Source organism: Erwinia sp. AnSW2-5 (assembly GCF_045107195.1).
In the GTDB taxonomy this organism is placed as follows: Bacteria; Pseudomonadota; Gammaproteobacteria; order Enterobacterales; family Enterobacteriaceae; genus Erwinia.
The window spans coordinates 140,159-166,629 of the sequence record NZ_JBJGXA010000002.1 but is presented as its reverse complement, the minus strand read 5'-3'; the positions used below and the strand labels follow the sequence as shown (position 1 = coordinate 166,629).

Here is a 26,471-nt window from a genome sequence, read left to right as displayed (position 1 = left end):
GAGGCCGCCTGCCATGTGGAACTATTTACTGCGGCGATTGACTGGCATCATCCCGGTGATTATCGGCCTGTCGCTGATTGTCTTCCTGCTGATGGCGATGATCCCCGGCAACCCGGCCCAGGCGCTGCTTGGTGCCTTTGCCACGCCGGAAAATGTGGCTCGCGTCAGTGCGGAACTGGGGCTGGACAAGCCGCTCTGGCAACAATATTTCATCTGGGTCAACAACCTGCTGCACGGCGATTTTGGCCGCTCCTATGTGCTGAACCGCCCGGTGATCGATGAAGTGCTGGAGCGCCTGAGCGCCACCCTGTTACTGGGTGGCTGCGCACTGCTGCTGAGCGTGGTTCTCGGCCTGCTGGCGGGCGTGACCTCGGCGGTGCGCCAGTTTGGCTGGGGGGACAGGCTGATCACCCTGCTGGTGCTGATCGGCATTTCACTGCCCTCGTTCCTGATCGGCCTGCTGATGATCATGCTGTTTGCCGTCAGCCTGCGCTGGTTCCCGGCCTCGGGCATGTTCGCGATTTATGGCGGCGGCGATGCGCTGGACTTGTTGCATCATCTGACGCTGCCCGCTATCACGCTGGCGATTGTCGCCACCGGGGTCATCGCCCGCCTGACGCGCACCGCGATGCTGGAAGTGCTGCGCCAGGACTATATCCGCACCGCCCGCGCCAAGGGCGTCAGCGAGCGCCGGGTGATCTGGCGTCATGCCTTTCGCGTCGCGCTGGTGTCGGTGATCCCCGCCATCGGGATTCAGGCCGGTTTTGTGCTGGGCGGCGCGGTGTATATCGAAACCGTGTTCCAGTGGCCGGGCCTGGGGGCGATGCTGGTGAAGGCCGTTTCAACCCGCGACCTGCTGCTGGTGCAGGGGGGCGTACTGGTCGCTGCCATTGCTTACGTGCTGATTAATCTGCTGACCGACATCGTTCAGGCCTGCCTCGACCCGAGGGTAAAATCATGACGACATCCACTACCCTGCCCACGCGCCGCTCCGGCTGGTCGCTGTTACTGCACAATCGCCTCGCCGCGCTGGGATTACTGCTGCTGGTGATCACCTTAACGGCAGCCTTTATTGCCCCGCTGCTGCCGCTGCCGGACCCGGATGCCACCGACCTGCTGCAACGCCTTGCTCCGCCGCTGACGCCAGGCCACCTGCTGGGCACCGATGCACTGGGCCGCGATATGCTATCGCGCCTGCTGTGGGGCACGCGGGTTTCCGTTGCCGTAGGCCTGAGTGCCACCCTGCTGGCCGCGGTATGCGGCACGTTGATAGGTCTGATTGCCGGTTATGCCGCCGGGCGCACCGACGGCATCCTGATGCGGCTGATCGATATGATAATGGCCTTTCCCTATATCCTGCTGGCGCTGGCGATTGTCGCGGTGCTCGGGCCGGGGCTGCTGAATGCGCTGTATGCCATCGCGCTGGTCAATATTCCCTTCTTTGCGCGTAATGTGCGCGGCCTGACGCTCGGCCTGCGCGGGCGTGATTTTATTCAGGCGGCAAAGCTGTCGGGGAAAAACCCTACGCAGATCCTGTTAAGCGAAGTGCTGCCTAACGTACTGCCGCTGATCGTGGTGACGCTCTCCACCACCATCGGCTGGATGATCCTGGAAACCGCCGGACTCTCCTTCCTCGGCCTCGGCACGCAGCCACCGAATGCCGACTTAGGATCAATGCTCGGTCAGGGGCGCAACCAGCTGTTTATCGCACCCCATGTTGCCTTAGTGCCGGGCGTGATGATCTTCCTGCTGGTGATCGGCTTTAACCTGTTGGGCGATGGCGTGCGTGACCTGCTGGACCCGCGCCTGAAGTCCGGCGCCCTGCTGCGCTCACAGGCGATGACCACGGTGGATCGCGCGGCGGTCGCCCCGCGTGCTCATCCTGAAGCGCTGCTGGAAGTGGTGGATTTACAGGTGGCGTTCAGCCGTGGCAACCATCGGGTGCCCACGGTCAAAGGCGTCAGCTTCCATCTGCAGGCAGGTGAATGCCTGGGCCTGATTGGCGAAAGCGGCTCGGGTAAAAGCGTCAGCGCACTGGCGATTATGGGCCTGGTGGCTTCGCCGCCCGGCGTCATTACCGGCGGCAGCGTGTGGCTGGAGAATGAGGAGCTGCTGTCCCTCACGGCAACACAGATACAGCAGCGGCGCGGCGTACGCGTTGCCTATATCTTCCAGGATCCGCTGACGTCGCTGCATCCGCAGATGCGCATCGGCCAGCAACTGGTCGAGGCCATTCAGTGCCACCAGCCGCTGAACGCCGCCGCCGCGCGCGCCAAAGCCATTACGCTGCTGGAAGATACCGGCATTCAGCAGGCGGCAGAACGCTTTGATGCGTGGCCCCATCAGCTTTCCGGTGGGCAGCGTCAGCGCGTGGGGATTGCCATCGCGCTGGCCAACGATCCGCAGGTGATTATTGCCGATGAACCCACAACGGCGCTGGATGTAACGGTGCAGGCGCGTATCCTCGCCCTGCTGAACGAGCTGCGCCAAAAACGCGGGCTGGCGCTGCTGTTTATTACGCATGATTTTGCCGTGGTCAGTGAGATGTGTGACCGCGTGGCGGTGATGCGCCAGGGCGAGATCGTGGAAAGCGGGATCACCGCCACGGTATTACAGGCCCCCCAACACGACTACACCCGACGACTGATTGCCAGCGTGCCGCAGCGCGGTCAGGGCCGCGCCTTCCTGCAACAAATCCGCCAGCTGCAACAGCAGGAGACCTCTTCATGAAGAACGTGATTGAAGTGAAAAATCTGAAAAAAACCTATCCGGGTCAGGGAGGCTGGTGGCGGCGCAGCGGCGACGTTGACGCGGTGAAAGGCATCAGTTTTGCACTCGGCCAGGGGGAAACTCTGGCCGTGGTCGGCGAAAGCGGCAGTGGAAAAAGCACCCTCGCGCGTATTCTGGTCGGGCTGGAATCCCCCACGTCGGGCAGTCTGACAATACAGGGGGAAGAGGCCAGCCTGCTGGCACAGCGTGGCGTGCAGGCCTTGGGCAAAACGATTCAGTATGTGTTTCAGGACCCGGTGGCGTCACTCAATCCGCGTAAAACCATTCGCCAGATCCTCAGCGTGCCGCTGCGGCGGCTGTGTGGCTACGCTGCCCGCGACTGTCTGCCGCGTATGCAACAGCTGCTGGCATCGGTCAATATGCCCTTTGACGCCCTGAACTGTTATCCCCATGAGTTTTCCGGCGGCCAGGCGCAGCGGCTGGCGATTGCCCGTGCGCTGGCGGCCGAGGCACAGATTCTGGTGCTGGATGAGCCTGTCTCAGCGCTTGACGTCTCAGTGCAGGCACAGGTTCTGCTGCTGCTTGAGGACCTTAAACAGGAGCTGAGTCTCTCTTATCTGTTTATCAGCCACGATCTGGCGGTGGTGGAGTCGATTGCAGACCGCGTTGCGGTGATGAATTCTGGTACTATCGTTGAATGCGCCGCCACGCAGACGTTGTTCAGTGCGCCAGAGCACGAATACAGCCGTCAACTGCTGGCAAGCGCACCGACATGGCAGGCTACATCGCCCATCGTTCAGCCCACTCTCTGACACACAGGTGACCATGTCTTCAGTATCAACGCCCCCCGAGGCGGTAAAACGTAAACGCACCGACACCATCATTGATGCTATCAAGCAGAGCATTGTGGATGACAACCTGCTGCCCGGCGACCGCCTGCCGCAGGAGAAAGATCTGATGGTGCGATTTTCCGCCGGTAAAAGTACGGTACGTGAAGCACTGAAAGCGCTGGAAGCACAAGGTCTGATCCGCACACGTACCGGGCCAGGCGGCGGCGCATTTATCGACTCGATGCCGGAAAACCGTGCCATGAGCCTGCTGTCGAATTACCTGTTTACCCGCGAACTGAGCATCAGCCATATCTATGCGCTGCGCAAAACGCTGGAACCGCAGGTGGCAGCCAGCGCCATCGGCCAGATTGATGAGGCGGGTTTTCAGCAGTTGCATCAGTTGATTCGCATCTACGACCACCCGCCAGCCAGTGAAGAGGAGCGCTGGGAACAGCGCATGGCCGAGCTGGATTTTCACAGTCTGGTGGCCAGCTATTCGACCAATCCGCTGCTGGCCTTTTTCTGTCGTTTTCTGCAACGTCTGCTGAAAGATCTGGCGGTGTGCAAAGATATTTATCAGCAGCCGCAGCCCGTTGATCGCCGCCAGGGCATCGAATATCAATATCAGCTGATTGATGCGCTGCGCCGTGAGGATGCCAGCGGCGTGGAACGCATCATGCGCGACCATATGCAGCATGCCGAGCAGGCGATGCTGTCATTGCAGGCGACGCTGGAAGAGCGTTTTTTACGGGATGATAGTTGAGTTTTTGACTGACGCCAGCCGGAACATGCATCTTTGCTGCCCGCTCATTCTGATACGTCGAGTGCCAGCCGCGTGCTGGACGCACAGATGAAGCACACGTTGAATTTGAGAAGCTGCTAAATTACGCCCATCGCCTCGGCTGTACGCGGAGGAGAGTGACCGTCGCGGGTCACGCGTTGGGCAATACGCGCCAGGCGCTTACCCATCTGCCGCTGATCAGCACCGCGTTTTTCCCCGACCGGACGCTAAGTGGGAAAGATCCACTCTGGCCCCCCTGAAAACAGGAGGATGCATCGCTAAAATGGTCGGATTGCAGACAATTTATCGTAAAGATAGTTCAACAGGGAAAATCCTGGTTTCATCCGGGACCATAATGCACATATAATGTGCAGCCGGTCACAGTTGGCCAGTATTGGGTCGTTTATCAACAGTCTACATGGCGCTACACCTGAAATTACTATGAAAAAGAACATCCGTGCGTTAGTCACCTTGATTCTGGCCGCTGCGGCTTTCAGCCACTCAGCCTTCGCTGTGGTTTACCCTCTTCCGGCCGCCAACAGCCGCCTGACCGGGGAAAATCTGGAAATTACCATCCCGGAAGACAGCAAACTTCCGCTGGAAGCTTTCGCTGCTCAGTACCAGATGGGTCTGAGCAACGTTATGGAAGCGAACCCAGGCGTGGACGTTTATCTGCCGAAAGCGGGCAGCAAACTGATCATTCCTCAGCAGTTGCTCCTGCCTGACGCGCCGCGTGAAGGCATTGTGATCAACAGTGCGGAAATGCGCCTGTATTACTACCCGAAAGGCAGTAAAACGGTGGTTGTGCTGCCGATCGGCATCGGTGAACTGGGCCGTGATACACCGGTTAACTGGACGACTACCGTTCAGCGCAAAAAAGATGGCCCGACCTGGACCCCAACCAAGAAGATGCATGAAGAGTACGCCGCACGCGGTGAATCTATGCCTGCGGTCTTCCCGGCTGGCCCGGATAACCCGATGGGTCTGTATGCGCTGTACATCGGCCGTCTGTATGCCATCCACGGCACCAATGCCAACTTTGGTATCGGCCTGCGCGTGAGTCACGGCTGTGTGCGTCTGCGTGCTGACGATATCAAATGGCTGTTCAAAAATGTGCCAGTGGGGACACGCGTTCAGTTCATCGACCAGCCGATCAAAGCATCGGTAGAGCCGGATGGTTCGCGCTACGTGGAAATCCACAACCCACTGTCGCAGACCGAAGAGCAGTTTGCTTCACGCGAGCCGGTTCCATTGACACTGACCAACGCGGTGAACAAAGTGGTTTCAGACGCCAGCGTTAACACCACTGCGATGGAAGACGCGCTGAAAACCCGTTCTGGTATGCCAACCAAAGTGAACGGCGCAGCGGATAGCCAGCCTTCAGCTCCGGTAGTGGTGCCTCAGCAGGCAGCTGCTCCGCTGGCAGAACCCGCAGCTGTTGCTGCCCAGAGTGCAGAAGCACCGGCGACAACGGAAGCCCCTGCCGCCGCTGAAGCACCAGCGACAACGGAAGCCCCTGCCGCTGCTGAAGCACCGGCAACAACGGAAGCACCCGCAGCGACCGATGCGCCAGCGCAGGCAGTTCCCGCTCTGACTCAGCCAGGCCCGATCTACAACACGCCGAAATCTTAATTTCGCGCTGTCGATCAAAAACCCCGTACCGATAAGGTGCGGGGTTTTTTATTGGTGCAGAATAACGCCTCAGGGCTTATCACGCCGCCGCAACACCAGCCAGGCCGCAACGCAGGTGAACAGGGTCACCAGCATCACCAGCAGAAAGAAGCCGTGGGGATTATTGGCCAGCGGCACCCCGCCCACATTCATCCCGAAGAACCCCGCCACCAGATTGATCGGCAGGGCCAGCACGGTGATCAGCGTCAGGGTAAATAAGGTGCGGTTGCTCTGCTCCAGCTGCTGCGCGGCAATCTCTTCCTGCAACAGCCGAATACGTTCAGTCAGCCCATTCAGGTCGTTGAGCACCACGGTAAACTCTTCAGTAAACTGACGCAGATCCTGCACCACATGATGATGCAACCAGCCCGGCGGCCGATTGATCAGGCGAAACAGTGCCGCCGGTTCCGGTGCCAGCAGACGCTGAAAGCGCAGTAACGTTCGCCGCAGACGCCCCAGCTCACCACGATTACTTTTTATATGCTGGCCAAGCAGGCGCTCTTCTATCTGATCCACATACTGATTCGACTGTCGCACTATCAGCGCCAGCACCTCTTCCTGTTCCGCCAGTAACTGGGCCAGCAGCCCGGTCGACGAGCGCAGTTCCAGCTGGTCCAGCTTGCCGACTAATCGCTCAACCAGCCGCAGCGGTTTAAAGCGGGCGCTAACCACCAGTCCATCGCGGCACCAGATCCACAGCGTGGCGCTTTCGTCGCTGGTTTCCCGCGCATTGAAGGTGACATCGTTCAGTACCGCCATCAGCGCATCGTTCTGTCGTTCGATACGGGTACTGTGCGAGCCTTGCTGGATTTCGTCGAAGAAGTCTTCATCGACGCCAAAATGGGTTTTCAGCCAGCGGGCGGCGGCGGCATGGTTAAGGTTAACGTGCAGCCAGAGAAAGCTGCCCTCAACGGCACCACGGGTCCAGGCCTCGCAAGATTGCTGGACGGTCAGACTTTCGGGTGCCTGATCCTGAACAAAGCGATAGCCATAAATCAGGCCGGAAACATCATCACTAAAATCCGGTTTTTGCCGCAGTAACGGCAGGTGTTGCGTCATCGTTTTATCCGGTCCGGGCGCGTTATGGCGATAGTCCTATCCTGCCGTATGCAGATGACAGTTTTGTTACCGCGGTGACAGTTCGCGCAGAAATCCCTCTCGGATGTCATTTTCCTGTCACACAGAGTGCGTATTACCAGAGGATAAATTGATGAACCTGCCTTAATGGCGATTTTCACCACCTGACCGGGAGAATAACGTATGGCGATGCAAGGTAATGATTTCTCTGCTGAGAATATTCACCATCGTCTGCTACAGGAATTTTACGACAGCTACGACGAAGAGCTGGAAATGGAGCTGGACGATCTGCGTTTCGGTGATGACAGCAAAATGGAAGAAGGCGAGAAAGCCTGGCGTAAACACTATTTCCGCGAGCTGCTGAGGCTGCAAGGCGAACTGGTGAAGATGCAGGACTGGGTGATGCGCACCGGGCACCGCATGGTGATTATCTTTGAAGGCCGTGATGCCGCAGGCAAAGGTGGGGTGATCAAACGTATTACGCAGCGTCTGAACCCCCGCACCTGCCGCGTCGCTGCCCTGCCTGCCCCCAACGACCGTGAACGGACGCAATGGTACTTTCAGCGCTATATTGCGCACCTGCCTGCGGCGGGTGAAATGGTGCTGTTCGACCGCAGCTGGTACAACCGCGCAGGCGTTGAGCGGGTGATGGGTTTTTGTAATGAACAGGAAGTGGAAGAGTTTTTCCGCAGCGTACCGGAGTTCGAAAAGATGCTGACGCGCAGCGGCATTCAGATCGTTAAATACTGGTTCTCGATCACCGATGAAGAGCAGGAACTGCGTTTTCTCAGCCGCATTCACGATCCGCTGAAGCAGTGGAAGCTCAGCCCGATGGATCTGGAGAGCCGCCGCCGCTGGGAAGATTACACCGAAGCCAAAGAGATTATGCTGTCGCGCACCCACATTGATGAAGCACCGTGGTGGGTGGTCCAGGGCGTGGATAAGAAGAAGGCGCGCCTGAACTGCATCAGCCATCTGCTGCGCCAGGTGCCATATGAAGACAGCGCCTTAAAACCGATTACCCTGCCCAGCCGCGAGCGCAATGAGGATTATCACCGCACGCCGGTGCCGGACGATATGATCGTACCGGAAGTGTACTAAGGCAAGCGGGGTGACGCGGTGTTGCCCCTACCCCCTAAAATCATCATGATCATCACCGCCAGCAGCCCACCTGCCTTAGCCAGCGTATTTATTACCTTATTACCCCTGAAGGAATAACAATTATCGGTATTGATCAGAGTCGCTTGCCCGATCATCTGCGGAAAAGAGCTGAGACGTTTACTGATCAATAATCGCCACGCTGTCTATCACCCGCGCAATATCTCCCGAGGTCTGCTGCACGCGCACCTGCATAAACAACGGCGAGGCTTCGTCGTACTCTTTTCGCAGATACCCCAGCCACTGTTTGATGCGCGCCACGTGATACAGGCCGGTATCGCCCTGCTTCTCCAGACGCACATACTTTTTCAGCAGCTGCACGACCTGCGGCCACGGCATCCGCGCTTCGTTGTACTTGATCACCCGGCTGAGGTTGGGCACATTCAGCGCGCCACGCCCGATCATTACGGCATCGCATCCCGTTGCCTGCATGCAATCCTGCGCACTCTGCCAGTCCCAGATTTCACCGTTGGCAATCACCGGGATCGACAGCCGCTGACGGATCTCGCCAATCGCCGCCCAGTTGATCGCCTCGGCGCGGTAGCCGTCCTCTTTGGTGCGGCCATGCACCGCCAGCTCCGTGGCACCCGCCTGCTGCACCGCATCGGCAATCTCAAACTGCCGCGCACCGGAATCCCAGCCCAGACGGATTTTCACCGTAACGGGAAGGTGAGCAGGCACGGCGGCGCGCATCGCCTTCGCCCCCTGATAAATCAGTTCGGGATCTTTTAATAACGTTGCTCCGCCGCCACTGCCGTTCACCGTTTTGGATGGGCAGCCGCAGTTGAGATCCACGCCCCAGGAACCGAGTTCCACGGCACGGGCGGCATTCTCAGCCAGCCATTGCGGATACTGCCCCAGCAGTTGAATACGCACACGCGTGCCTGACGGCGTGCGGCTGTCATGATCGAGTTCGGGGCTGAGGCGTTGGAAGCATTTCGCTGGCAGCAGTGTATCCACTACGCGAAGAAATTCGGTAATACAGAGATCGTAGTCGTTGACGTCGGTCAGCAGTTCACGCACCAGCGAATCGAGAACGCCTTCCATCGGGGCAAGTAATACGCGCATGGTAAACCTGTGGGATAGATGAGCAAAGGGGGAAGCGGGCGCTTCCCCCCAGATTAATTAGCCGTTGTTCGACGGGGTAGAACGACGTGGACGGGTTTTGTTGACGCGTGGTGCGCCACCGTTACCGCCTTCAGGGCGGGCGCCGCGTGGGGCTCCTGCACTGCTGCCGTTCGCATTACCCTGACGACGTTCGCCGCCATTACCGCCGCCGTTACCGGTACGGCTGCCACTGGCACTGCGATCGCCACCGCTGTTGCTGCGCTGACCCTGGCCAGGTGCGCCACGACCGCGTCCACCGCCGCCACCGGCTCCGCCACGCTGCTGCTGGCGACCGTTGATGATCGGTTCTGCTTTGATGCTTGGGTCTGGCTCGTAGCCGTCAATCGCCATACGCGGGATTTCACGCTTCAGTACGCGCTCAATATCACGCAGCAGCTTCAGCTCATCCACGCAGACCAGTGACAACGCTTCACCCACCGCGGCCGCACGACCGGTACGACCGATACGGTGTACATAGTCTTCCGGCACGTTTGGCAGTTCGTAGTTCACGACGTGTGGCAGCTCTTCGATGTCGATACCACGGGCAGCGATATCCGTTGCCACCAGCACGCGAATTTTGCCGTCTTTAAAGTCGCTCAGTGCGCGAGTACGTGCGCCCTGGCTCTTGTTACCGTGGATCGCAGCAGACATGATGCCGTCTTTATTCAGCTGCTCAGCCAGATGGTTAGCACCGTGCTTGGTACGGGTAAACACCAGCACCTGCTGCCAGTTGTCACGACCGATCAGGAACGATAACAGCTCGCGCTTACGTTTCTTATCAACCATATGCACATGCTGCGTCACCTGCTCAGAAGCGGTGTTGCGGCGCGCCACGGAAACCTGTTCCGGGTTGTGCAGCAGTTTTTCTGCCAGGGTTTTAATCTCATCAGAGAAGGTGGCAGAGAACAGCAGGTTCTGACGTTTTGCAGGCAGTTTTGCCAGCACGCGACGGATGTCGTGGATGAAGCCCATATCCAGCATACGGTCCGCTTCGTCCAGCACCAGGATTTCTACCTGAGACAGGTCAAGCGCGTTCTGGTGTTCAAGATCCAGCAGACGACCCGGGGTCGCTACCAGCACATCCACACCACCGCGCAGTTTCATCATCTGCGGGTTAATGCTCACGCCGCCGAAGACCACCAGCGAACGCATATCCAGATATTTACTGTATTCCTGCACGTTTTCGCCCACCTGAGCCGCCAGTTCGCGGGTCGGGGTCAAAATCAGTGCGCGCACCGGGCGACGGCCTTTAGGGTGCGGATTGTTGCTGCTTAACAGTTGCAGCAGTGGCAAGGTGAAACCCGCCGTTTTACCAGTACCGGTCTGTGCGCTGGCCATCAGGTCGCGGCCCGCAAGGACTACCGGGATAGCCTGGCGCTGAATAGGCGTCGGCTCGTTATAGCCCTGTTCTGCAACAGCGCGCAAAATATCGGCGTTAAGGCCGAGAGAATCAAATGACATAAAGTTGACTGACTCCGGATCCGCCCTGACCGCATAGCGGTGTAGTTTCCAGGGGGAGAGTTGACACCAGGAACATTCCTGACGCTTGAATGAGAGCACAAACCACGGTGCGTAAGCCGGGCATTATAACAGATCCCTACGCTCTACAGGGAGTTATTCTTAACGTGTTATCCGAAAATGCGCTACAGGCTGTAACAGGGGGACATCGCGGCATAGAGGGTTATCACAGGGCGGCGGAGGTGACATTAATGAGAGGCAATAAAACAAACGGGCCACCGAAGTGGCCCGTTGGGGTTTAGCGTGGGCGCTGACTCGGTTGCACACGCTCTTTCACCAGCAGGGAAACCAGCGCAGGGCCGGCTAGCATGACGATGCCTGCGGCACACAGCAGCAGGTTATTATGGATGACCCGTGACAGCACCAGCAGCACCAGCATCGCAGCACCAAAATAGTAGGTGGTGGTCACGTCTTCCAGGAAATCGCCAATGCGCCGCAAACGCGGCAAACGCTGGGTCAGTAACATCGCGGCAAACACGCTGACATACATCGCCAGTAAAATCGTGCTGACCTGTAGCAGGGCCTGATGTTTCCACCCCCACACCAGGGCTGCAATCAGCAGCAGGTGCAGTGCGATATGTACGCAGTTTTGTCCGGTGACAATCTGAATACGATTAGACCATTTCATGCTCTTCTCCTGGCAACCTCCGTCAAAGGTTACCCAGCGGGTTACTGACACAGGTCAGTAACGAATTTCCTCAGACTAACGTAGTTTTCGGATTATGCTGCAAATTAACGCACATCCCGCCACACTTTTGTGACAAAGACTACACTTTACCCTTCATAAATTATGAAGGCAGCGTCATCAGTATGTCACAAAAAGCGCAAGGATTTTCATTTAAAGTCCTGACGATCAACACACACATGGGTTTTAACGCCTTTAACCGTCGCTTTATTTTGCCTGAACTGCGCGATGCTATTCGCGACACCGGGGCTGATATTGTGCTGTTACAGGAAGTGATGGGCAGCCATGCATTGCATCAGTTACGCGTCGCTGACTGGCCTGAAACCCCTCATTACGAATTTCTGGCGGATACCATGTGGGAAGATTTTGCCTATGGGCGCAACGCGGTCTATCCAGAGGGGCATCACGGCAACGCCGTGCTGTCACGTCTGCCGATCGTCGATTATCAAAACCGGGATATCTCCGTTGAGGGCACGGAAAAACGCGGCATTTTGCATTGCCAGATTCAGGTGCCGGACTCCCCTGTTACGCTGCATATTCTCTGCGTACACCTTGGCCTGCGCGAGGCACATCGTAGGGCGCAGCTGCGGATGATGTGTCAGTGGGTCAATGAACTGCCGCCGGAAGCGCCGGTGGTGATCGCGGGCGATTTTAATGACTGGCGCCAGCGGGCGAATGCCATTCTGCAGCGTGAGGCAGGGATGAAAGAGGTGTTCAGCCGCAAAAATGGCCGTCCGGCACGCACCTTCCCTGCGCGCTTTCCTCTGCTGCGCCTTGACCGTATCTATGTGCGCAATGTGAGAATCAGTCATCCGCAAACTCTCCCGTTACGCCCGTGGTCACAACTCTCCGATCATGCCCCGCTTGCCGTGGAGATCCACCTATGAACCTGAACTGGCGAGAAGGCAACCAGATTACGCTACTGGAGAACGGTGAAGAATTTTTCCCGCGAGTCTTTGGAGCGATCCGCCGCGCACAACACAGCCTGCTGCTGGAGACGTTTATCCTGTTTGAGGATGAGGTCGGCAACGCCCTGCATAAGGCGCTGCTGGCGGCCGCGCAGCGCGGGGTGAAAATTGAAATGACGGTGGATGGTTATGGTTCGCCGGATCTGTCTGATGAGTTTGTTCACAGCCTGACGTCGCTGGGGGTACGTTTTCTCTATTACGATCCGCGTCCGCTGGTGCTGGGGATGCGCACCAACCTGTTTCGCCGCCTGCATCGTAAAATCGTGGTCGTCGATGGCGTGATCGCTTTCGTCGGTGGCATCAATTATTCCGCAGATCACAATGCCAGTTTTGGCCCGCAGGCCAAGCAGGATTATGCCGTTGAGGTGAAAGGCCCGATTGTTGACGATATTGCGCATTATGTGCAGCAGGAGATTGGCAGCGAACAAAAATCGCACCGCTGGTGGGGCCGCCGCGCTCATCGCCCGGCGCACAATGCCACGCCGGGGGATGCCCAGGCGCTGCTGGTTTATCGTGATAATCATCAGCATCGCGACGATATCGAGCAGCATTATATCAAGATGCTGAAAAGCGCCAGACAGGATGTGATCATCGCCAATGCCTATTTCTTTCCCGGCTATCGTCTGCTGCGTGAGATGCGTCAGGCTGCCAGGCGCGGGGTGCGCGTGCGTCTTATCGTGCAGGGCAAACCGGATATGCCGATTGTTAAAGTGGGCGCCGAGCTGCTGTACAACTATCTGGTGGAGGGCGGCGTGGAAGTGTATGAGTATCGCCGTCGTCCGCTGCATGCCAAAATTGCCGTGCAGGACGGTCAGTGGGCAACGGTCGGGTCCAGCAACCTCGATCCGTTGAGTCTGTCGCTGAATCTGGAAGCCAATCTGATGATCCACGATCGTGGGTTTAATCAGCAGGTGCGCGATAACCTGGAGGGCTTGCTGTCAGCCGACTGCCAGCGCGTGCAGGAAAGCCAGCTACCGCCACGCAGCTGGTGGCAGCTCAGTAAAAACGTGGTGGTGTTCCACTTTCTTCGCCACTTCCCGGCGATTGCGGGCTGGCTGCCTGCCCATACGCCGAAACTGGCTCAGGTGCCTGCACCGGTTCAGCCGGAGATGGAAACTCAGGATCGCGTTGAACCCGAAAAAGAGGGAGCGAAACCCTGATGGCAACTTCCTCTTTACTCTGGAAACGGTCGCGAAAAGTCCTCACCTGGCTGTTTTTTATCGCAGTGATTGCGCTGCTGGTGGTCTATGCCCGCCAGGTCAACTGGCACGACGTCTGGGATGTGGTGGTCAACTATAACCGGCTGGCGATTTTTGGCTCCGTGGCGCTGGTGGTGGTCAGTTACCTGACTTACGGTCTGTATGACCTGATCGGCCGCGCTTACTGCGGGCATAAACTGGAAAAACGCCAGGTGATGCTGGTGTCATTTATCTGTTACGCCTTTAACCTGACGCTCAGTACCTGGGTGGGCGGCGTAGCCATGCGCTATCGCCTCTACTCACGGCTGGGGCTGGACGGCAGCACCATTACGCGCATCTTCTCACTGAGCATCGCAACGAACTGGCTGGGTTATGTGCTGGTGGCTGGCGTGGTGTTCAGCGCCGGCATGGTCAGCGTGCCAGGCGGCTGGTTTATCGGTGCCGGGACCCTGCGTATTACGGGCATCGCCCTGCTGGCATTTGTGGTGGTTTATCTGGCGCTGTGCGCATTCTCGAAAAAACGCCGCTGGACGCTCAAAGGGCAGACGCTGGCACTGCCGTCACTGCGAATGGCGCTGATTCAGTTTGTGGTATCCAGTGCCAACTGGCTGGTGATGGGCGCCATTATCTGGCTGTTGCTGATGCAGAAAGTGGATTTCCCGCAGGTGCTGGGCGTACTGCTGATCAGCAGCATTGCCGGGGTAATCATTCATATTCCGGCCGGAATTGGCGTGCTGGAGGCGGTGTTTCTGGCGCTGTTGAGCGGGGAACCGATTTCACATGGCGCGATCATCGCCGCGCTGCTGGCCTATCGGGTGCTCTATTTTATTGCCCCGTTGCTGCTGGCGCTGGTGTTGTATTTGTGGCTGGAAGGGCGGGCGAAATCACTGCGGGCAAAGAATCTGGCGGGATGAGGTTTTCCGGATAACCCAGGGGCGGACCCGTTTTACCGGTCCGCCCACTTTGTTGCCCGGTTAACGGCGGTTGCCGAAAATCCGCAGCAGCATCAGGAACAGGTTAATAAAGTCGAGATACAGCGTCAGCGCGCCCATAATGGAGAAGCGGCGCAGGTTCTCTTTATCATCAACGTCAATCCCTTCACCGATGTTTTTCAGCTTCTGGGTGTCATACGCCGTGAGACCAACAAACACCACCACCCCAATGTAGGTCACTGCCCACATCAGCGCGGTGCTCTTCAGCCAGATATTCACCAGCGATGCCAGTACGATGCCGATCAGTGCCATAAACAGCATGCTGCCCATTCCGCTCAGATCGCGTTTCGTGGTGTAGCCCCACAGACTCATGGCACCAAACATCCCGCCGGTAACCAGGAAGGTGCTGGCAATGGAGGAGTAGGTATACACCAGGAAGATACTGGCCATCGTCAGTCCGGTCAGCGCCGAATAGAGCATAAACAGCCCGGTGGCAACGGTGCCGCTGAGTTTATGCACCATCCCCGACAGCACAAACACCAGCCCCAGCTGCACGATAATCAAGCCAAAGAAAGTGATACGGTTGGCAAACACCAGTTCCATCACCTGCGGCGTATTGGCCGCATACCAGGAGATAAAGGCGGTTAACAGCAGTCCACAGGTCATCCAGCCGTAAACCTGTGCCATATACACAGACAGGCCGGTGCTGGCACGCTGTACGATTGAATCACTGGAACGTGGATATCGGTCCATGATGCTCCCCTTAAGAGGTGAATTAAATGACGGTTGTCCGGCCCTAAGTCTGGCACAGAGCGGGTCACTTCCGCCACCCTGCAACCGTGCTCTTTTTGCCCGATTGATTGCCCGTTGAACTTATTACAGGGTGAGAGAATAAGCGGATAAAGATTGTGCTGCTTCTGCCGATAGATCGCTCACAGGGAAATTTAGTTACAGGAAGTCACATAGCGTTCACATTACTGCCACATCGGGGGAAGTCACATGCAAAGTCAGTCGGTTCCAAAAAAGAAAATGAGCACCCGTACACTGATGTTGCTGACCGGGGTGCTGACGATTACCCTCGGTTTCAGCGTGACCATTGGCCTGCTCAGCTGGCAGTCCAGCCAGCAGCAAAGAAAACTGGCAGAGGAATATCTCGGTCAGATCGCCCAGAGCCAGGCACTGGGGATACAGAATGAACTGGATTATGCCCGTACTGTTGCCACCTCTATGGGTCAGAGCCTGGTCGCCCTGCGCGCCTCCGGCATCAGCGATCGTGCTGTTGCAGAGCAGCAGATGATCTACTCCCTGAAACTTAACCCAAACTACCTGTCGATGTCGGTGGTGTTTGAACCCGATGCTTTTGACGGGCGCGATGCCGAGTTCGCCAGCCAGCCAGACTCACCGCCCGGCGGGCGTTTTGCCCGTTTTGTTGACCGTGACCAGGCCGGAAACTATAAATCGCACTTGATGGGATCCTTCCTGACACCCGGACAGGGTGAATATTATCTGGTGCCGCGCAAACTTGAGCGCGACACCCTGACCGAACCCTACAGCTACGCCTACAACGGCATCCCTACCCTGCTCACCTCGGTTTCTGCGGTGATTATCGATGACGGTAAATTAAAAGCGATTACCACCTCTGATATCTCTCTCGCCTCGCTGCAAGAGCGTGTCAGCAAAATCAAACCCTGGGAAGGCAGCGGCTATGCCATGCTGATTTCCACCGCCGGTAAAGTGGTTTCCAGCCCCAACAAAGCGGATGCCGGAAAGCAGTACAAAGGCGAAACGGACGGGTTTACCACCAAAATGATCGAACGTTTTGACCCGGTACTGGGCGAAAAGGTGCTGCAAACCTGGCGTCCGGTGACTATCGGTAACAGCAAAGCCTCCTGGTATCTCAGCGTGGTCGCTCCGGTTGATCTGGTGATGGCTGCCGCTAACCGCCAGCTGATGTACGCACTGGCGATGATGCTGATCAGTATTTTTGTGGTGTGCGGTGTGCTGGGCCTGATCTTCAGCCGCAAAGTAGCAACGCCTATCGGCGGTGAACCCCGTCAGGCGGCCGATATCGCCCTGGCCGTGTCGGAAGGCGATCTCAGCGCCAACATCCCGGTAAAAGAGAACGATCAGCAAAGTATCTTCTTCGCCATGCAGACCATGCAGCATCAGCTGCGCAATATGGTCGGTGAGATTATCTCGGCCAGCGATTCCGTGCGCCAGGGTGCAGAAGAGATTGCCAGCGGCAACCTTGATCTCGCCTCCCGTACCGAACAGCAGGCGGCTGCGCTGGAAGAGACAGCGGCCAGCATGGAACAGTTAACGGCAACGGTAAAACACAACGCCGATAACGCCCATCAGGCCACGGCACTGACCGAAAATGCCACGGATATTGCCCAACGCGGTGAGCATCTGGTGTCGCAGGTGGTGCAGATCATGCAACAGATCGATGAAAGCTCGCAGAAAATCGGTGCCATCACCAGCATTATCAACAGCATTGCCTTCCAGACCAATATCCTGGCGCTGAACGCGGCGGTTGAAGCCGCACGTGCCGGGGAACAGGGGCGTGGTTTTGCCGTCGTTGCGGCAGAAGTACGCAGTCTGGCCCAGCGCAGTGCCAACGCAGTGAAGGACATTTCTGCCCTGATCAGCGAATCAACCCAGCGTGTTAATCACGGGGTAACGCTGGTGCAGAGCGCCGGGAAAACCATGCAGGAGATGACCCAGGCCGTTAACTCAGTGAAAACGATTATCGGGGAGATCGTGCATGCCTCAGATGAGCAATCACAGGGTATTGGTCAGGTGACGGTCGCTGTGAACCAGATGGACGGCGCAACGCAGCAGAACTCCGCGCTGGTTCAGGAGATGTCCGCAGCCGCTGCTTCGCTGGAAGATCAGGCGAAGACGCTGGCGCAGACGGTACAGATTTTCAAACTGCAATCGGTGTGAGATCGGTGATTACGGGCTGACCGAAAAAGAAGGTCAGCCCCTACGCAAAACAGTTGGGGACGGGCATGTCCGTCCCTGTTAATGACGATCAATACAACTTTGATATCGACTGTTCACCCGCTGGGCAAACCACGCGGTGGTGAGATTACGGGTAATCTTCGGACTCTCCAGCTTGATGCCCGGCAACACTTCGCGCGGCAACTTTTTACCGGCATCTTTCTCAGCAAGGGCAAACACGGATTTCCACAGATCGGTTTTCTCGAAATCGATGCTGTTGCCCTTTTCCAGCGCCCGGCGAATCGCCCGGTCACTGTAATCCAGCCGCTTACCCAGGGTACGTACCGCCTTCTCGGTCGAGCCTGCACTGTCAGATCCGTAGTTGATCAGGTCACCATCCAGCGCCAGCTTAATACCACTTAAGCGGGACACCGCTGCCTGAAATGCCGCATTGCGGCTGGCGTACCAGCCGGCATTAAAGTCAGCAAAGCGGTACAGCGGAGACGGATAGTTGGCGGGATAGCCGAGCAGGTGCCGGGTGCCAAACCACATGCCTCCCCGACGGGAAAAGACTTCGCGACGGATAGCGCCCTCCACCTGATACGGATACCCTTTGGCGTTGGCTTCCGCGAAGGCAATACTGACCTGCATCGGCCCGCCCGTGTGGATCGGGTTCAGGTTGCCAAACAGCTTCTGCCCCATCGGCACCATATCGATAAAATCATCAAACACCGCACTCAGCTCTTTCTCACTTTTAACGTGATCCAGACGCCAGACGTAACTTTTGCCGGTCGGTGAGTTGATCATCAGCGCGGTGCGCACCAGGAAGGACGGAATGTGCAGTTGCCCGGCACGGCGATCAATCTCCGCCCAGGCAATATTGGGCAGACCCGGCACGGTGGCATCGGCACTGAAGTTAGATTCCTGCCCGGTCACCGCAATGACTGCGCAGATATTGCTGACGTCAGGCGCAATATTCTGACTGTTAAAGGCCACGAAAATATCCTGCGCCCAACCCTGGCGATCGCTGATGCCAGCAGGTAACAGGCGGGCAATATCGGCTTTTACATCGGTCGGGCGCGGCTGAGAGGCCTTGTCCGTTGGCTGATGGCTACAGCCCGCCAGCACCAGCAGGGCCAGCGGCAGAAGATGATGCAGGGAAAAACAACGCATGAAAATCCTCAAGGCAGGTCAAAGTGATAAACGCGCTATTTCCAGCGGTCGGCAGCCTGATGGTCGCTGTCACGCGCGGCGACCCAACGGTCACCTTCGGCGGTAGCTTCCTGTTTCCAGAATGGGGCACGGGTTTTTAGCTGATCCATAATAAATTCGGCGGCGGCAAAGGCCGCGCCGCGATGCGCACCGCTGACGCCCACCAGCACGATTTCATCGCCAGGGAACAGCTCACCGATCCGATGGATCACCGTCACACGCTGCATCAGCCAGCGCGCTCGCGCCTCATCGACAATCTCAGCCAGCGCTTTTTCGGTCATTCCGGGATAGTGCTCCAGCCTCAGGGCGCTAACGTTATCCCCCAGATTGTGGTTGCGCACCTTGCCCGTGAATGTCACTACGGCACCGTCGAGGTCGGATTCTGCCAGCCACTGATACTCATCACTCATGCTGAAGGGCGCGCTGCCCACACGAATACGGGTGTCCATTTCAGCCTCCGGTGACCGGCGGGAAGAAGGCGACTTCATCCCCGGCACGAACAGGATGCTGCATCGATACCAGCGTCTGATTGACCGCCGCCAGCAGCTTGCCGGGCTCCAGCGCCAGCGCCCAGCGATCGCCCTGCTGTGCCAGCTGGCTGCGCAGGGCTTCTACATTGTGATATTCCGCTGGCAGCTCAAGACGGTCAGTGCCGATCAGCTCGCGCACCTGGGCGAAAAACAGCACGTTAATCATGGGGCACCACCTGGAAATCACCGGATTTGCCGCCACTTTTGCTTAACAGGCGACACTGCTCAATGGTGATATCTTTCTGCACGGCTTTACACATATCGTAAATCGTTAATGCAGCGACCGATGCGGCGGTCAGCGCTTCCATTTCGACTCCGGTTTTCCCCGTCAGGCGGCACAGCGATTCAATGCGCACCCGGTGATGTTCAGGCTCAGCGCTTAACGACACTTCGACCTTGCTCAGCAGCAGCGGATGGCACAGCGGGATCAGCTCCCAGGTGCGTTTGGCCGCCTGAATCCCGGCGATGCGCGCCGTGGCGAACACATCCCCTTTGTGGTGGCTGCCGTCGATAATCATTTGCAACGTTTCAGGGCGCATGACGACATACGCTTCCGCCCGTGCTTCGCGCACGGTTTCCTGTTTGGTGGAAACATCCACCATATGCGCCTCTCCGGCGGCATTAATATGCGTTAACTGAGACATTTACGGCTTCTTCACATGCGAAACAAAGTGGCAGGGACGGGTGCGGGCATCGAGCTGATCCTGAATGATGCGCTCCCATGCGAGCTGACAGGCTCCGGTTGACCCTGGTATGGCGAAGATCAGCGTGTTATTGGCCAGGCCCGCCACCGCACGTGATTGCAGGGTGGAGGTGCCAATATCCTCATAGGAGATCATGCGGAACAATTCGCCAAAGCCTTCAATCTCACGGTCGAACAGCGGCAGCAGCGCTTCCGGCGTGGTATTTTTCTCGTTAAACCCCGTGCCGCCGTTAATCAGCACCACCTGCACATCGTGGCTGGCGATCCAGCGCGAAACGTCGGCACGGATCTGGTAGCGGTTATCCGCCACAATGCCGCTTTCCACCGCGTGGTGCCCGGCCTCGGCCAGCGCTTCACGCAGGTAGTCACCAGAGCTGTCAGTCTCAGCAGTATGGCGATCGGAGACGGTCAGCACCGCCACATTAAGGGGGATAAAATCTGTTGATCCTTTGCCCATATAAACTCCTTAGGTTAACCACCAATAAATGAGAGATTCTGGGTAATGCCGGTATTCCCCTGATGGAGAAAGTGCGTCTCTTTTTTGGTCGTCAGGCTACCGGCAATGCGCGCCTGTAATTCAGCCTGCTGGCTGTCATCAGCCAGCAAATAGCGCAGCGGCACGCCGCCATCACCAAACAGGCAGAGATGAAGATTTCCCGTGGCAGAGACGCGCAGACGGTTGCAGCTGGCGCAAAAATCTTTTTCATACGGCATGATCAGGCCAATTTCACCCTGATAATCCGCATGACAAAATACCTGCGCCGGGCCGTCGCTGCGGGCGCGCAGCTGCTGCACCCAGCCCTGTTGCAGTAACTGGTCGCGGATCACCTGGCCGGAAACATGGTGTTTGCGGAACAGCGCGCCACCGTCGCCGGTTTCCATCAGTTCGATAAAGCGCAGCTGGATCGGGCGGGTGCGGATCCAGTCGAGGAAGGTATCAAGGCTTTGATGATTAACGTCACGCATTAGCACGGTGTTGACTTTGACCTTGCTGAATCCGGCGTCGAAGGCCGCATCAATGCCGCGCATTACGTCATCAAATTTATCCTGCCCGGTGATGGCATGAAACTGGCGTGCATCCAGACTGTCGATACTGACATTCAGCGCCGTCAGCCCGGCAGCCCGCCATTGCGTGATATCGCGCTTCAGGCGATAACCGTTGGTGGTGAGGGCTATCTGGCGAATGGAGGGATTTTCACGCACGGCCGCAATGATCTCGGTAAAATCACGGCGCATCGACGGTTCACCGCCCGTCAGACGCACTTTTTCAGTACCCGCTGCGGCAAAGGCGCGTGTGACGCGACGGATTTCATCCAGCGACAGGAAGCTTTTGTTCTGCGCGCCCTGCGGTTTGTAACCGTCGGGCAGACAGTAAGTGCAACGAAAATTGCACACGTCGGTGATCGACAGGCGCAGGTAATAAAACCTGCGCGCGAAGTTATCAGTAAATTGTGGCACCTGTGACACCTTTCCAGATAGGGAGATGCAGTCATTTCTTTCTGCACCCTGGCAACTCAGCGGTTGCGGCCAGGACACCATATCCATGAGGACACAGGTATCAGGGCTTAAGTGTGATTTACCGAACATCGGTAAACCGTGGTAGGGCAAATGTTAGCGCTAATACAACAGGGTTACCAGCGCAGTGTTTCGCTATATATTATTATACATAACGTATTTTCCCGGCATTTTCGCGGACGTATAGCGTAAAATAGTGCTCATAACAGTTTCATCATCATGACGAATGGATATTATGCGAAATCGCACTTTAGCTGACCTCGACCGTGTAGTGGCATTAGGGGGAGGACACGGTCTGGGCCGTGTGATGTCAGCCCTTTCACCTCTGGGTTCCCGCCTGACCGGGATTGTCACCACCACCGATAATGGCGGTTCCACCGGGCGTATACGGCGCTCGGAAGGCGGTATCGCCTGGGGTGATATGCGTAACTGCCTGAATCAACTGATCGCCGAACCGAGCGTTGCCTCTGCGATGTTTGAGTACCGTTTTACCGGTAATGGCGAACTGGCGGGGCATAACCTCGGTAATCTGATGCTGAAAGCGCTCGATCACCTCAGCGTCCGGCCGTTTGAGGCCATCAATCTGATCCGCAATTTGCTGAAGGTCGATGCGTTCCTGATCCCGATGTCCGAGCAGCCGGTTGACCTGGTGGCGATGGATGATGAAGGCCATCTGGTATACGGCGAAACCGAAATTGACCAGATGATACGGCCGCCGCAGGAGCTGATGCTGGCCCCCACCGTCAGCGCCACGCGTGAAACGGTGGAGGCGATTGGCGAAGCCGACCTGATCCTGATTGGTCCGGGCAGTTTTTACACCAGCCTGATGCCGGTACTGCTGCTGCCAGAAATTGCTCAGGCCCTGCGCCGCACACCTGCCACGATGGTGTTTATTGGTAATCTCGGGAAGGAACTCAGCCCGGCAGCCGCGAAGCTGACGGTTGCCGATAAGCTGGTGATGATGGAGAAGGCGATAGGTAAACGCGTGATTGATGCGCTGGTGCTGGGGCCGAAAGTCGACAGCAGCCAACTTGACGGGCGACTGATTATTCAGGAGCCGCTGGAGGCCGGGGATATTCCCTATCGCCACGATCGCCAGCTGCTACGTCAGGCGCTGGAGCACGCGGTGCAGGCTATGGTGTAAGGCACGGGGCGACCGGAACAAATGGTCGCCCCCTACGGGACCGTGGTTTTACGATGCCGCGATAAACAGTTCGCGCACCTTGTGCAGCTGGTCGCGCACCTGGGCGGCTTCTTCGAATTCCAGATTCTGTGCGTGTTTTTGCATCTGTGCCTCCAGCTGATGGATGCGTTTTTGCAATCCACCCGGCGACAGATCAACATACTCGGGATCGTCTTCCACAATGTTGCGCCCTTTCATGCTGCGCACCTTCGCTTTGTTCTTCGCCAGCCCCTGGCCCAGCTCCAGAATATCGGCAATCTTCTTATTCAGGCCCTGCGGGACAATGCCGTTCTCAAGGTTGTGCTGTTCCTGTTTTTCACGACGCCGTTCCGTTTCACCGATCGCACGCGCCATCGACGGGGTGATTTTATCACCGTAAAGGATCGCCTTACCGTTCAGGTTACGCGCCGCACGACCAATGGTCTGGATCAGTGAGCGCTCGGAACGCAGGAATCCCTCTTTATCCGCATCGAGGATCGCCACCAGTGACACTTCGGGCATATCCAACCCTTCACGCAGCAGGTTAATCCCCACCAGCACATCAAACTTACCGAGGCGCAGGTCGCGGATAATCTCCACGCGCTCCACGGTATCGATATCCGAGTGCAGGTAACGTACGCGCTCACCGTGCTCTTCCAGATACTCGGTGAGATCCTCGGCCATACGTTTGGTCAGCACGGTGACCAGTACGCGCTCGTTAATCAGCACGCGTTTGCGGATCTCAGACAGCAGATCGTCAACCTGCGTCCCCACCGGGCGCACCTCAATGGTCGGGTCAAGCAGGCCGGTGGGACGCACCACCTGATCCACCACGTCCCCACCCGATTTCTCCAGCTCATAGTTGCCAGGGGTAGCGGATACATAGATGGTTTGCGGAGCCAGCGCTTCAAACTCTTCAAACTTCATCGGGCGGTTATCCAGCGCTGATGGCAGGCGGAAACCGTACTCCACCAGCGTCTCTTTACGCGCCCGGTCACCGCGATACATCCCGCCAATTTGCGGGATCGTCACGTGGGACTCATCAATGACCAGCAGGCCATCGGCAGGCAGATAGTCAAACAGCGTAGGCGGTGCTTCACCTGGGCCACGCCCGGAAAGATAGCGGGAGTAGTTTTCAATGCCCGAGCAGTAACCCAGCTCGTTCATCATCTCCAGGTCAAACTGGGTTCGCTGGCTGATGCGCTGCTCTTCCAGCAGCTTATTGCTGGCCAGTAGCACCTGCTTACGGTCGACCAGCTCCACTTTGATCTCTTCCATCGCCTGCAGAATGCGCTCACGCGGGGTCACATAGTGGGTTTTCGGGTAGATGGTGTAACGCGGCACCACCGATTCAATCTGCCCGGTCAGCGGGTCGAAAACGGATAAGCGCTCGACTTCTTCATCAAACAGCTCAATGCGCAGCCCGTAGTCGTCAGACTCCGCCGGGAAGATGTCGATCACTTCACCGCGCACGCGGAACGTGCCGCGCTGGAAAGCCTGGTCGTTGCGGGTGTATTGCAGCTCGGCCAGACGACGCAGGATAGCGCGCTGGTCAATCACCATGCCACGCGACAGGTGCAGCATCATCTTCAGATAGAGGTCCGGGTCACCCAGGCCGTAAATCGCAGATACCGAGGCCACCACAATCACATCGCGCCGTTCGAGCAGGGCTTTGGTGGCAGAAAGACGCATCTGTTCAATATGTTCGTTTACCGAGGCGTCTTTCTCGATAAAGGTGTCAGAACTGGGGACATAGGCTTCAGGCTGGTAATAATCGTAGTAAGAGACAAAGTATTCCACCGCGTTGTCGGGGAAAAACTCTTTCATCTCGCCGTAAAGCTGTGCGGCGAGTGTCTTATTCGGAGCCAGCACCATAGTCGGCCGATTGAGGTCAGCAATCACGTTGGCAATAGTAAACGTTTTGCCTGATCCGGTGACGCCCAACAGCGTTTGATGCGCCAGGCCATCTTCCAGCCCCTCTTCAAGGCGACGAATCGCTTCCGGCTGATCGCCAGAAGGTTTGAAATCGGAGTTGAGTTTAAAAACTTTGCTCATAACAGGCTACCTGATGAAGAGGGACGCGAACCGGACTGTAATTCTACTCTGCCGTGACGATTTTGCCAGAAAAAAAGGCTGGATAAAATCCCAGGTATTTCTCACACGACCTGAGAGAAAAGCCACGCTGCACTTTTGCCGCCCGTTGCGCAAACGTATGCGGAAAGTGCCGGAAAGGCTTATCCCCAGATAGTTTAGCTTTTTAACATTTGTCAATAGCCCCCAGGCAAAAGCGCTGACGGAGCAACCCAGGGTATTTACCTGTATTGATTTTAAATAAACTATTGATTTAAATGAATTTTACCAACAAGCCGAGTTTCGCACCAACCCGAGCCGAAGCCCCGTCCGCTCTCGCATTGCGCAGGTTTTCAGACGTTAATGCACAAGGTTATCCACAGGAATAGTGGATAACTGTTTTCAGCGCCTGACCCGTCTGATGTGTATAAATCGTCCCCACGTACCCTTTCGGCTGCCAAATATTTTTTTTTGCTTTTTTTTCGTCACGGAAAGGGGGCAGTTGCGAGGATAAAAGGGCAAGTTATGCACCGTTTTGACCCACCAGCCCCTTCCGTTTTATCGCTCGCCATTTTTGCCTCTGCCATTTTACATGGCAGTTGCACCATGACCGTTTCACCTGCGGCACTGACCCGGTGCAGTGCGCTGTTTGCCGTCCGTCATTGTTTAGCGCCGCTGACCAATACGGGCCGTAAATGTTACCACTTTGTGTGTTTTTGGCCTTTTTCCGAACTGGCCTGCTATTTGCAAGCTATATCCGTGCCGCCTCACGCGTTCATTACGCCAAAGCGAGAAGCACTAAGCCGCGGGCATTTTTTTCAATGCCGGACTTGTTTGCCTGACGACAAAGAGCGTAAGCAAAACAGGTGCGATCGATAACTGTCTGAAGGAGAGTGTCAGATGCTCAGTTTACGTTCTATTAATCAATTTTATGGGCAAAACCACATTCTGTGGGACGTTGACCTGGATCTGCAACCCGGCACCTGCACCGGTATTATCGGTCAGCCGGGAATGGGTAAAACCACGCTGGTGAACTGCATTATGGGGCACCTGCCCATCAACAGCGGCTCCATGATCTGGCAGGAAGATAACGGCCCGCCGCAGGATCTGTTGCTGCAACCGGTGGAGAAACGTGCCTCACTGGGGATTGGCTATGTCCCGCAGGGGCGTCATATCTTTTCGCAGATGACCGTTGAAGAGAACCTGCAAATCGCCCTGCTGGCCGGTGCAGGTATGGAGCGCCACCGTGCGATCCCGCCGATGGTTTACGATCTGTTCCCGGCGCTTTACTCTTTGCGCCACCAGCGCAGCGGCGAACTGCCGATGGGTCAGCAACAGCAGCTGGCGCTGGCACGTGCGCTGGTACTGCAACCGAAGCTGCTGATTCTGGATGAACCGACGGAGGGGATGTCACCCTGGCTGGAGGAGGAGATGGGCAATCTGATCCATCGTCTGAATCACGACTTCGGCATGACGATTTTGCTACTGGAGCAACGTCTGTCGTTTATTCGCCGCGTGGCCGACTACTTCCTGTTGCTGCATCGCGGGCGCAATGTCGCTCATGGCAAAGTGGCCCAACTGGACGAAAGCATGGTGAATACATGGCTGACGGTGTAATAACGGCGGGTCGACCGCGAAAAAGGGTCAATCCCAGCAAGGTAGATTAGGGGCGGACCTTCT

General features: G+C 57.1%; 24 protein-coding genes, 1 pseudogene and 1 riboswitch. Of the genes and pseudogenes, 13 read left to right on the top strand and 12 right to left on the bottom strand.

Going from position 1 to position 26,471, the window contains the following annotated elements; genetic code table 11:
* Positions 1–13 precede the first annotated feature (13 nt).
* The 6 genes and pseudogenes from ACFL9S_RS02400 to ACFL9S_RS02375 all read left to right on the top strand — a co-directional run bounded on the left by ACFL9S_RS02400 (position 14) and on the right by ACFL9S_RS02375 (position 5,973).
* The gene (locus ACFL9S_RS02400) at positions 14–961 is read left to right on the top strand and encodes an ABC transporter permease (RefSeq protein ID WP_405260104.1); all 948 of its coding nucleotides are present in this window, start codon (positions 14–16) and stop codon (positions 959–961) included.
* A complete protein-coding gene (locus ACFL9S_RS02395) occupies positions 958–2,730 on the top strand; it encodes an ABC transporter permease subunit (RefSeq protein WP_405260103.1) in 1,773 nt (590 codons plus the stop codon). The genes ACFL9S_RS02400 and ACFL9S_RS02395 overlap by 4 nt, the downstream gene beginning before the upstream one ends.
* Positions 2,727–3,542, top strand: a complete 816-nt coding sequence (locus ACFL9S_RS02390; RefSeq protein ID WP_405260102.1) for an ATP-binding cassette domain-containing protein — start codon at positions 2,727–2,729, stop codon at positions 3,540–3,542. Before ACFL9S_RS02395 ends, ACFL9S_RS02390 begins: the two co-directional genes overlap by 4 nt.
* A 13-nt stretch (positions 3,543–3,555) precedes the next feature.
* Positions 3,556–4,323 (top strand): FadR/GntR family transcriptional regulator, encoded by a 768-nt coding sequence (locus tag ACFL9S_RS02385; RefSeq protein WP_405260101.1) that lies wholly within the window; start codon positions 3,556–3,558, stop codon positions 4,321–4,323.
* Positions 4,324–4,376: 53 nt separating this feature from the next.
* Positions 4,377–4,601 (top strand): annotated as a pseudogene (locus tag ACFL9S_RS02380) (glycoside hydrolase family 15 protein); the annotation flags it as partial.
* A 181-nt stretch (positions 4,602–4,782) separates the two neighbouring features.
* Positions 4,783–5,973 (top strand): L,D-transpeptidase family protein, encoded by a 1,191-nt coding sequence (locus tag ACFL9S_RS02375; protein WP_405260100.1) that lies wholly within the window; start codon positions 4,783–4,785, stop codon positions 5,971–5,973.
* 69 nt (positions 5,974–6,042) lie between these two features.
* On the opposite strand, the gene ACFL9S_RS02370 is transcribed toward ACFL9S_RS02375, so the two are convergent.
* Positions 6,043–7,071: a transporter gene (locus tag ACFL9S_RS02370; protein ID WP_405260099.1), complete on the bottom strand. Its 1,029-nt coding sequence runs from the start codon at positions 7,069–7,071 to the stop codon at positions 6,043–6,045.
* 201 nt (positions 7,072–7,272) lie between these two features.
* On the opposite strand from ACFL9S_RS02370, the gene ppk2 reads away from it, so the two are divergent.
* Positions 7,273–8,190 (top strand): polyphosphate kinase 2, encoded by a 918-nt coding sequence (gene ppk2, locus ACFL9S_RS02365; protein WP_133841162.1) that lies wholly within the window; start codon positions 7,273–7,275, stop codon positions 8,188–8,190.
* A 177-nt stretch (positions 8,191–8,367) separates the two neighbouring features.
* On the opposite strand, the gene dusC is transcribed toward ppk2, so the two are convergent.
* The 3 genes from dusC to ACFL9S_RS02350 form a co-directional block, all read right to left on the bottom strand.
* Positions 8,368–9,315: a tRNA dihydrouridine(16) synthase DusC gene (gene dusC, locus ACFL9S_RS02360; protein WP_405260098.1), complete on the bottom strand. Its 948-nt coding sequence runs from the start codon at positions 9,313–9,315 to the stop codon at positions 8,368–8,370.
* A 57-nt stretch (positions 9,316–9,372) separates the two neighbouring features.
* A complete protein-coding gene (gene rhlE, locus ACFL9S_RS02355; RefSeq protein WP_405260097.1) occupies positions 9,373–10,815 on the bottom strand; it encodes an ATP-dependent RNA helicase RhlE in 1,443 nt (480 codons plus the stop codon).
* A gap of 295 nt (positions 10,816–11,110) precedes the next feature.
* Positions 11,111–11,500 carry a YbhQ family protein gene (locus ACFL9S_RS02350; protein WP_405260096.1) on the bottom strand — a complete coding sequence of 130 codons (390 nt, stop codon included), beginning with the start codon at positions 11,498–11,500 and terminating at the stop codon, positions 11,111–11,113.
* Positions 11,501–11,682: 182 nt separating this feature from the next.
* On the opposite strand from ACFL9S_RS02350, the gene ACFL9S_RS02345 reads away from it, so the two are divergent.
* From ACFL9S_RS02345 to ACFL9S_RS02335, 3 genes are read left to right on the top strand one after another with little or no spacing between them, the layout of a single operon-like run.
* The gene (locus ACFL9S_RS02345) at positions 11,683–12,444 is read left to right on the top strand and encodes an endonuclease/exonuclease/phosphatase family protein (protein WP_405260095.1); all 762 of its coding nucleotides are present in this window, start codon (positions 11,683–11,685) and stop codon (positions 12,442–12,444) included.
* Positions 12,441–13,685, top strand: coding sequence for a cardiolipin synthase ClsB (gene clsB, locus ACFL9S_RS02340; RefSeq protein ID WP_405260094.1), 1,245 nt, complete (start codon positions 12,441–12,443; stop codon positions 13,683–13,685). The genes ACFL9S_RS02345 and clsB overlap by 4 nt, the downstream gene beginning before the upstream one ends.
* Positions 13,685–14,638: a lysylphosphatidylglycerol synthase domain-containing protein gene (locus ACFL9S_RS02335; RefSeq protein WP_405260093.1), complete on the top strand. Its 954-nt coding sequence runs from the start codon at positions 13,685–13,687 to the stop codon at positions 14,636–14,638. The genes clsB and ACFL9S_RS02335 overlap by 1 nt, the downstream gene beginning before the upstream one ends.
* A 60-nt stretch (positions 14,639–14,698) precedes the next feature.
* On the opposite strand, the gene ACFL9S_RS02330 is transcribed toward ACFL9S_RS02335, so the two are convergent.
* Positions 14,699–15,409, bottom strand: coding sequence for a Bax inhibitor-1 family protein (locus ACFL9S_RS02330; protein ID WP_405260092.1), 711 nt, complete (start codon positions 15,407–15,409; stop codon positions 14,699–14,701).
* Between the two features lie 246 nt (positions 15,410–15,655).
* On the opposite strand from ACFL9S_RS02330, the gene ACFL9S_RS02325 reads away from it, so the two are divergent.
* Complete coding sequence (locus tag ACFL9S_RS02325) at positions 15,656–17,602, top strand: methyl-accepting chemotaxis protein (RefSeq protein ID WP_405260091.1); 1,947 nt, start codon at positions 15,656–15,658, stop codon at positions 17,600–17,602.
* Positions 17,603–17,680: 78 nt separating this feature from the next.
* Here the strand turns inward: ACFL9S_RS02325 and ACFL9S_RS02320 are convergent, their stop codons facing one another.
* From ACFL9S_RS02320 to moaA, 6 genes are all read right to left on the bottom strand, one after another.
* Positions 17,681–18,772, bottom strand: coding sequence for a DUF1615 domain-containing protein (locus tag ACFL9S_RS02320; RefSeq protein ID WP_405260090.1), 1,092 nt, complete (start codon positions 18,770–18,772; stop codon positions 17,681–17,683).
* A 35-nt stretch (positions 18,773–18,807) separates the two neighbouring features.
* Complete coding sequence (moaE, locus tag ACFL9S_RS02315) at positions 18,808–19,260, bottom strand: molybdopterin synthase catalytic subunit MoaE (protein WP_405260089.1); 453 nt, start codon at positions 19,258–19,260, stop codon at positions 18,808–18,810.
* A gap of 1 nt (position 19,261) precedes the next feature.
* Positions 19,262–19,507 (bottom strand): molybdopterin synthase sulfur carrier subunit, encoded by a 246-nt coding sequence (gene moaD, locus ACFL9S_RS02310; RefSeq protein ID WP_405260088.1) that lies wholly within the window; start codon positions 19,505–19,507, stop codon positions 19,262–19,264.
* Positions 19,500–19,985 (bottom strand): cyclic pyranopterin monophosphate synthase MoaC, encoded by a 486-nt coding sequence (moaC, locus tag ACFL9S_RS02305; protein ID WP_405260087.1) that lies wholly within the window; start codon positions 19,983–19,985, stop codon positions 19,500–19,502. The genes moaD and moaC overlap by 8 nt, the downstream gene beginning before the upstream one ends.
* Positions 19,986–20,501 carry a molybdenum cofactor biosynthesis protein B gene (gene moaB, locus ACFL9S_RS02300; RefSeq protein ID WP_405260086.1) on the bottom strand — a complete coding sequence of 172 codons (516 nt, stop codon included), beginning with the start codon at positions 20,499–20,501 and terminating at the stop codon, positions 19,986–19,988.
* Positions 20,502–20,515: 14 nt separating this feature from the next.
* Positions 20,516–21,502 (bottom strand): GTP 3',8-cyclase MoaA, encoded by a 987-nt coding sequence (gene moaA, locus ACFL9S_RS02295; protein ID WP_405260085.1) that lies wholly within the window; start codon positions 21,500–21,502, stop codon positions 20,516–20,518.
* Positions 21,493–21,628, bottom strand: a riboswitch (molybdenum cofactor riboswitch). (Overlaps the previous gene by 10 nt.)
* A gap of 166 nt (positions 21,629–21,794) precedes the next feature.
* Here moaA and yvcK point away from each other — a divergent pair.
* Complete coding sequence (yvcK, locus tag ACFL9S_RS02290; RefSeq protein WP_405260084.1) at positions 21,795–22,703, top strand: uridine diphosphate-N-acetylglucosamine-binding protein YvcK; 909 nt, start codon at positions 21,795–21,797, stop codon at positions 22,701–22,703.
* Between the two features lie 48 nt (positions 22,704–22,751).
* Here yvcK and uvrB read toward each other — a convergent pair whose 3' ends face one another.
* A complete protein-coding gene (gene uvrB / locus ACFL9S_RS02285; protein WP_405260083.1) occupies positions 22,752–24,776 on the bottom strand; it encodes an excinuclease ABC subunit UvrB in 2,025 nt (674 codons plus the stop codon).
* A gap of 915 nt (positions 24,777–25,691) precedes the next feature.
* Here uvrB and ACFL9S_RS02280 point away from each other — a divergent pair.
* Positions 25,692–26,408 carry an ABC transporter ATP-binding protein gene (locus tag ACFL9S_RS02280; protein WP_405260082.1) on the top strand — a complete coding sequence of 239 codons (717 nt, stop codon included), beginning with the start codon at positions 25,692–25,694 and terminating at the stop codon, positions 26,406–26,408.
* The last annotated feature ends 63 nt before the right edge of the window (positions 26,409–26,471 follow it).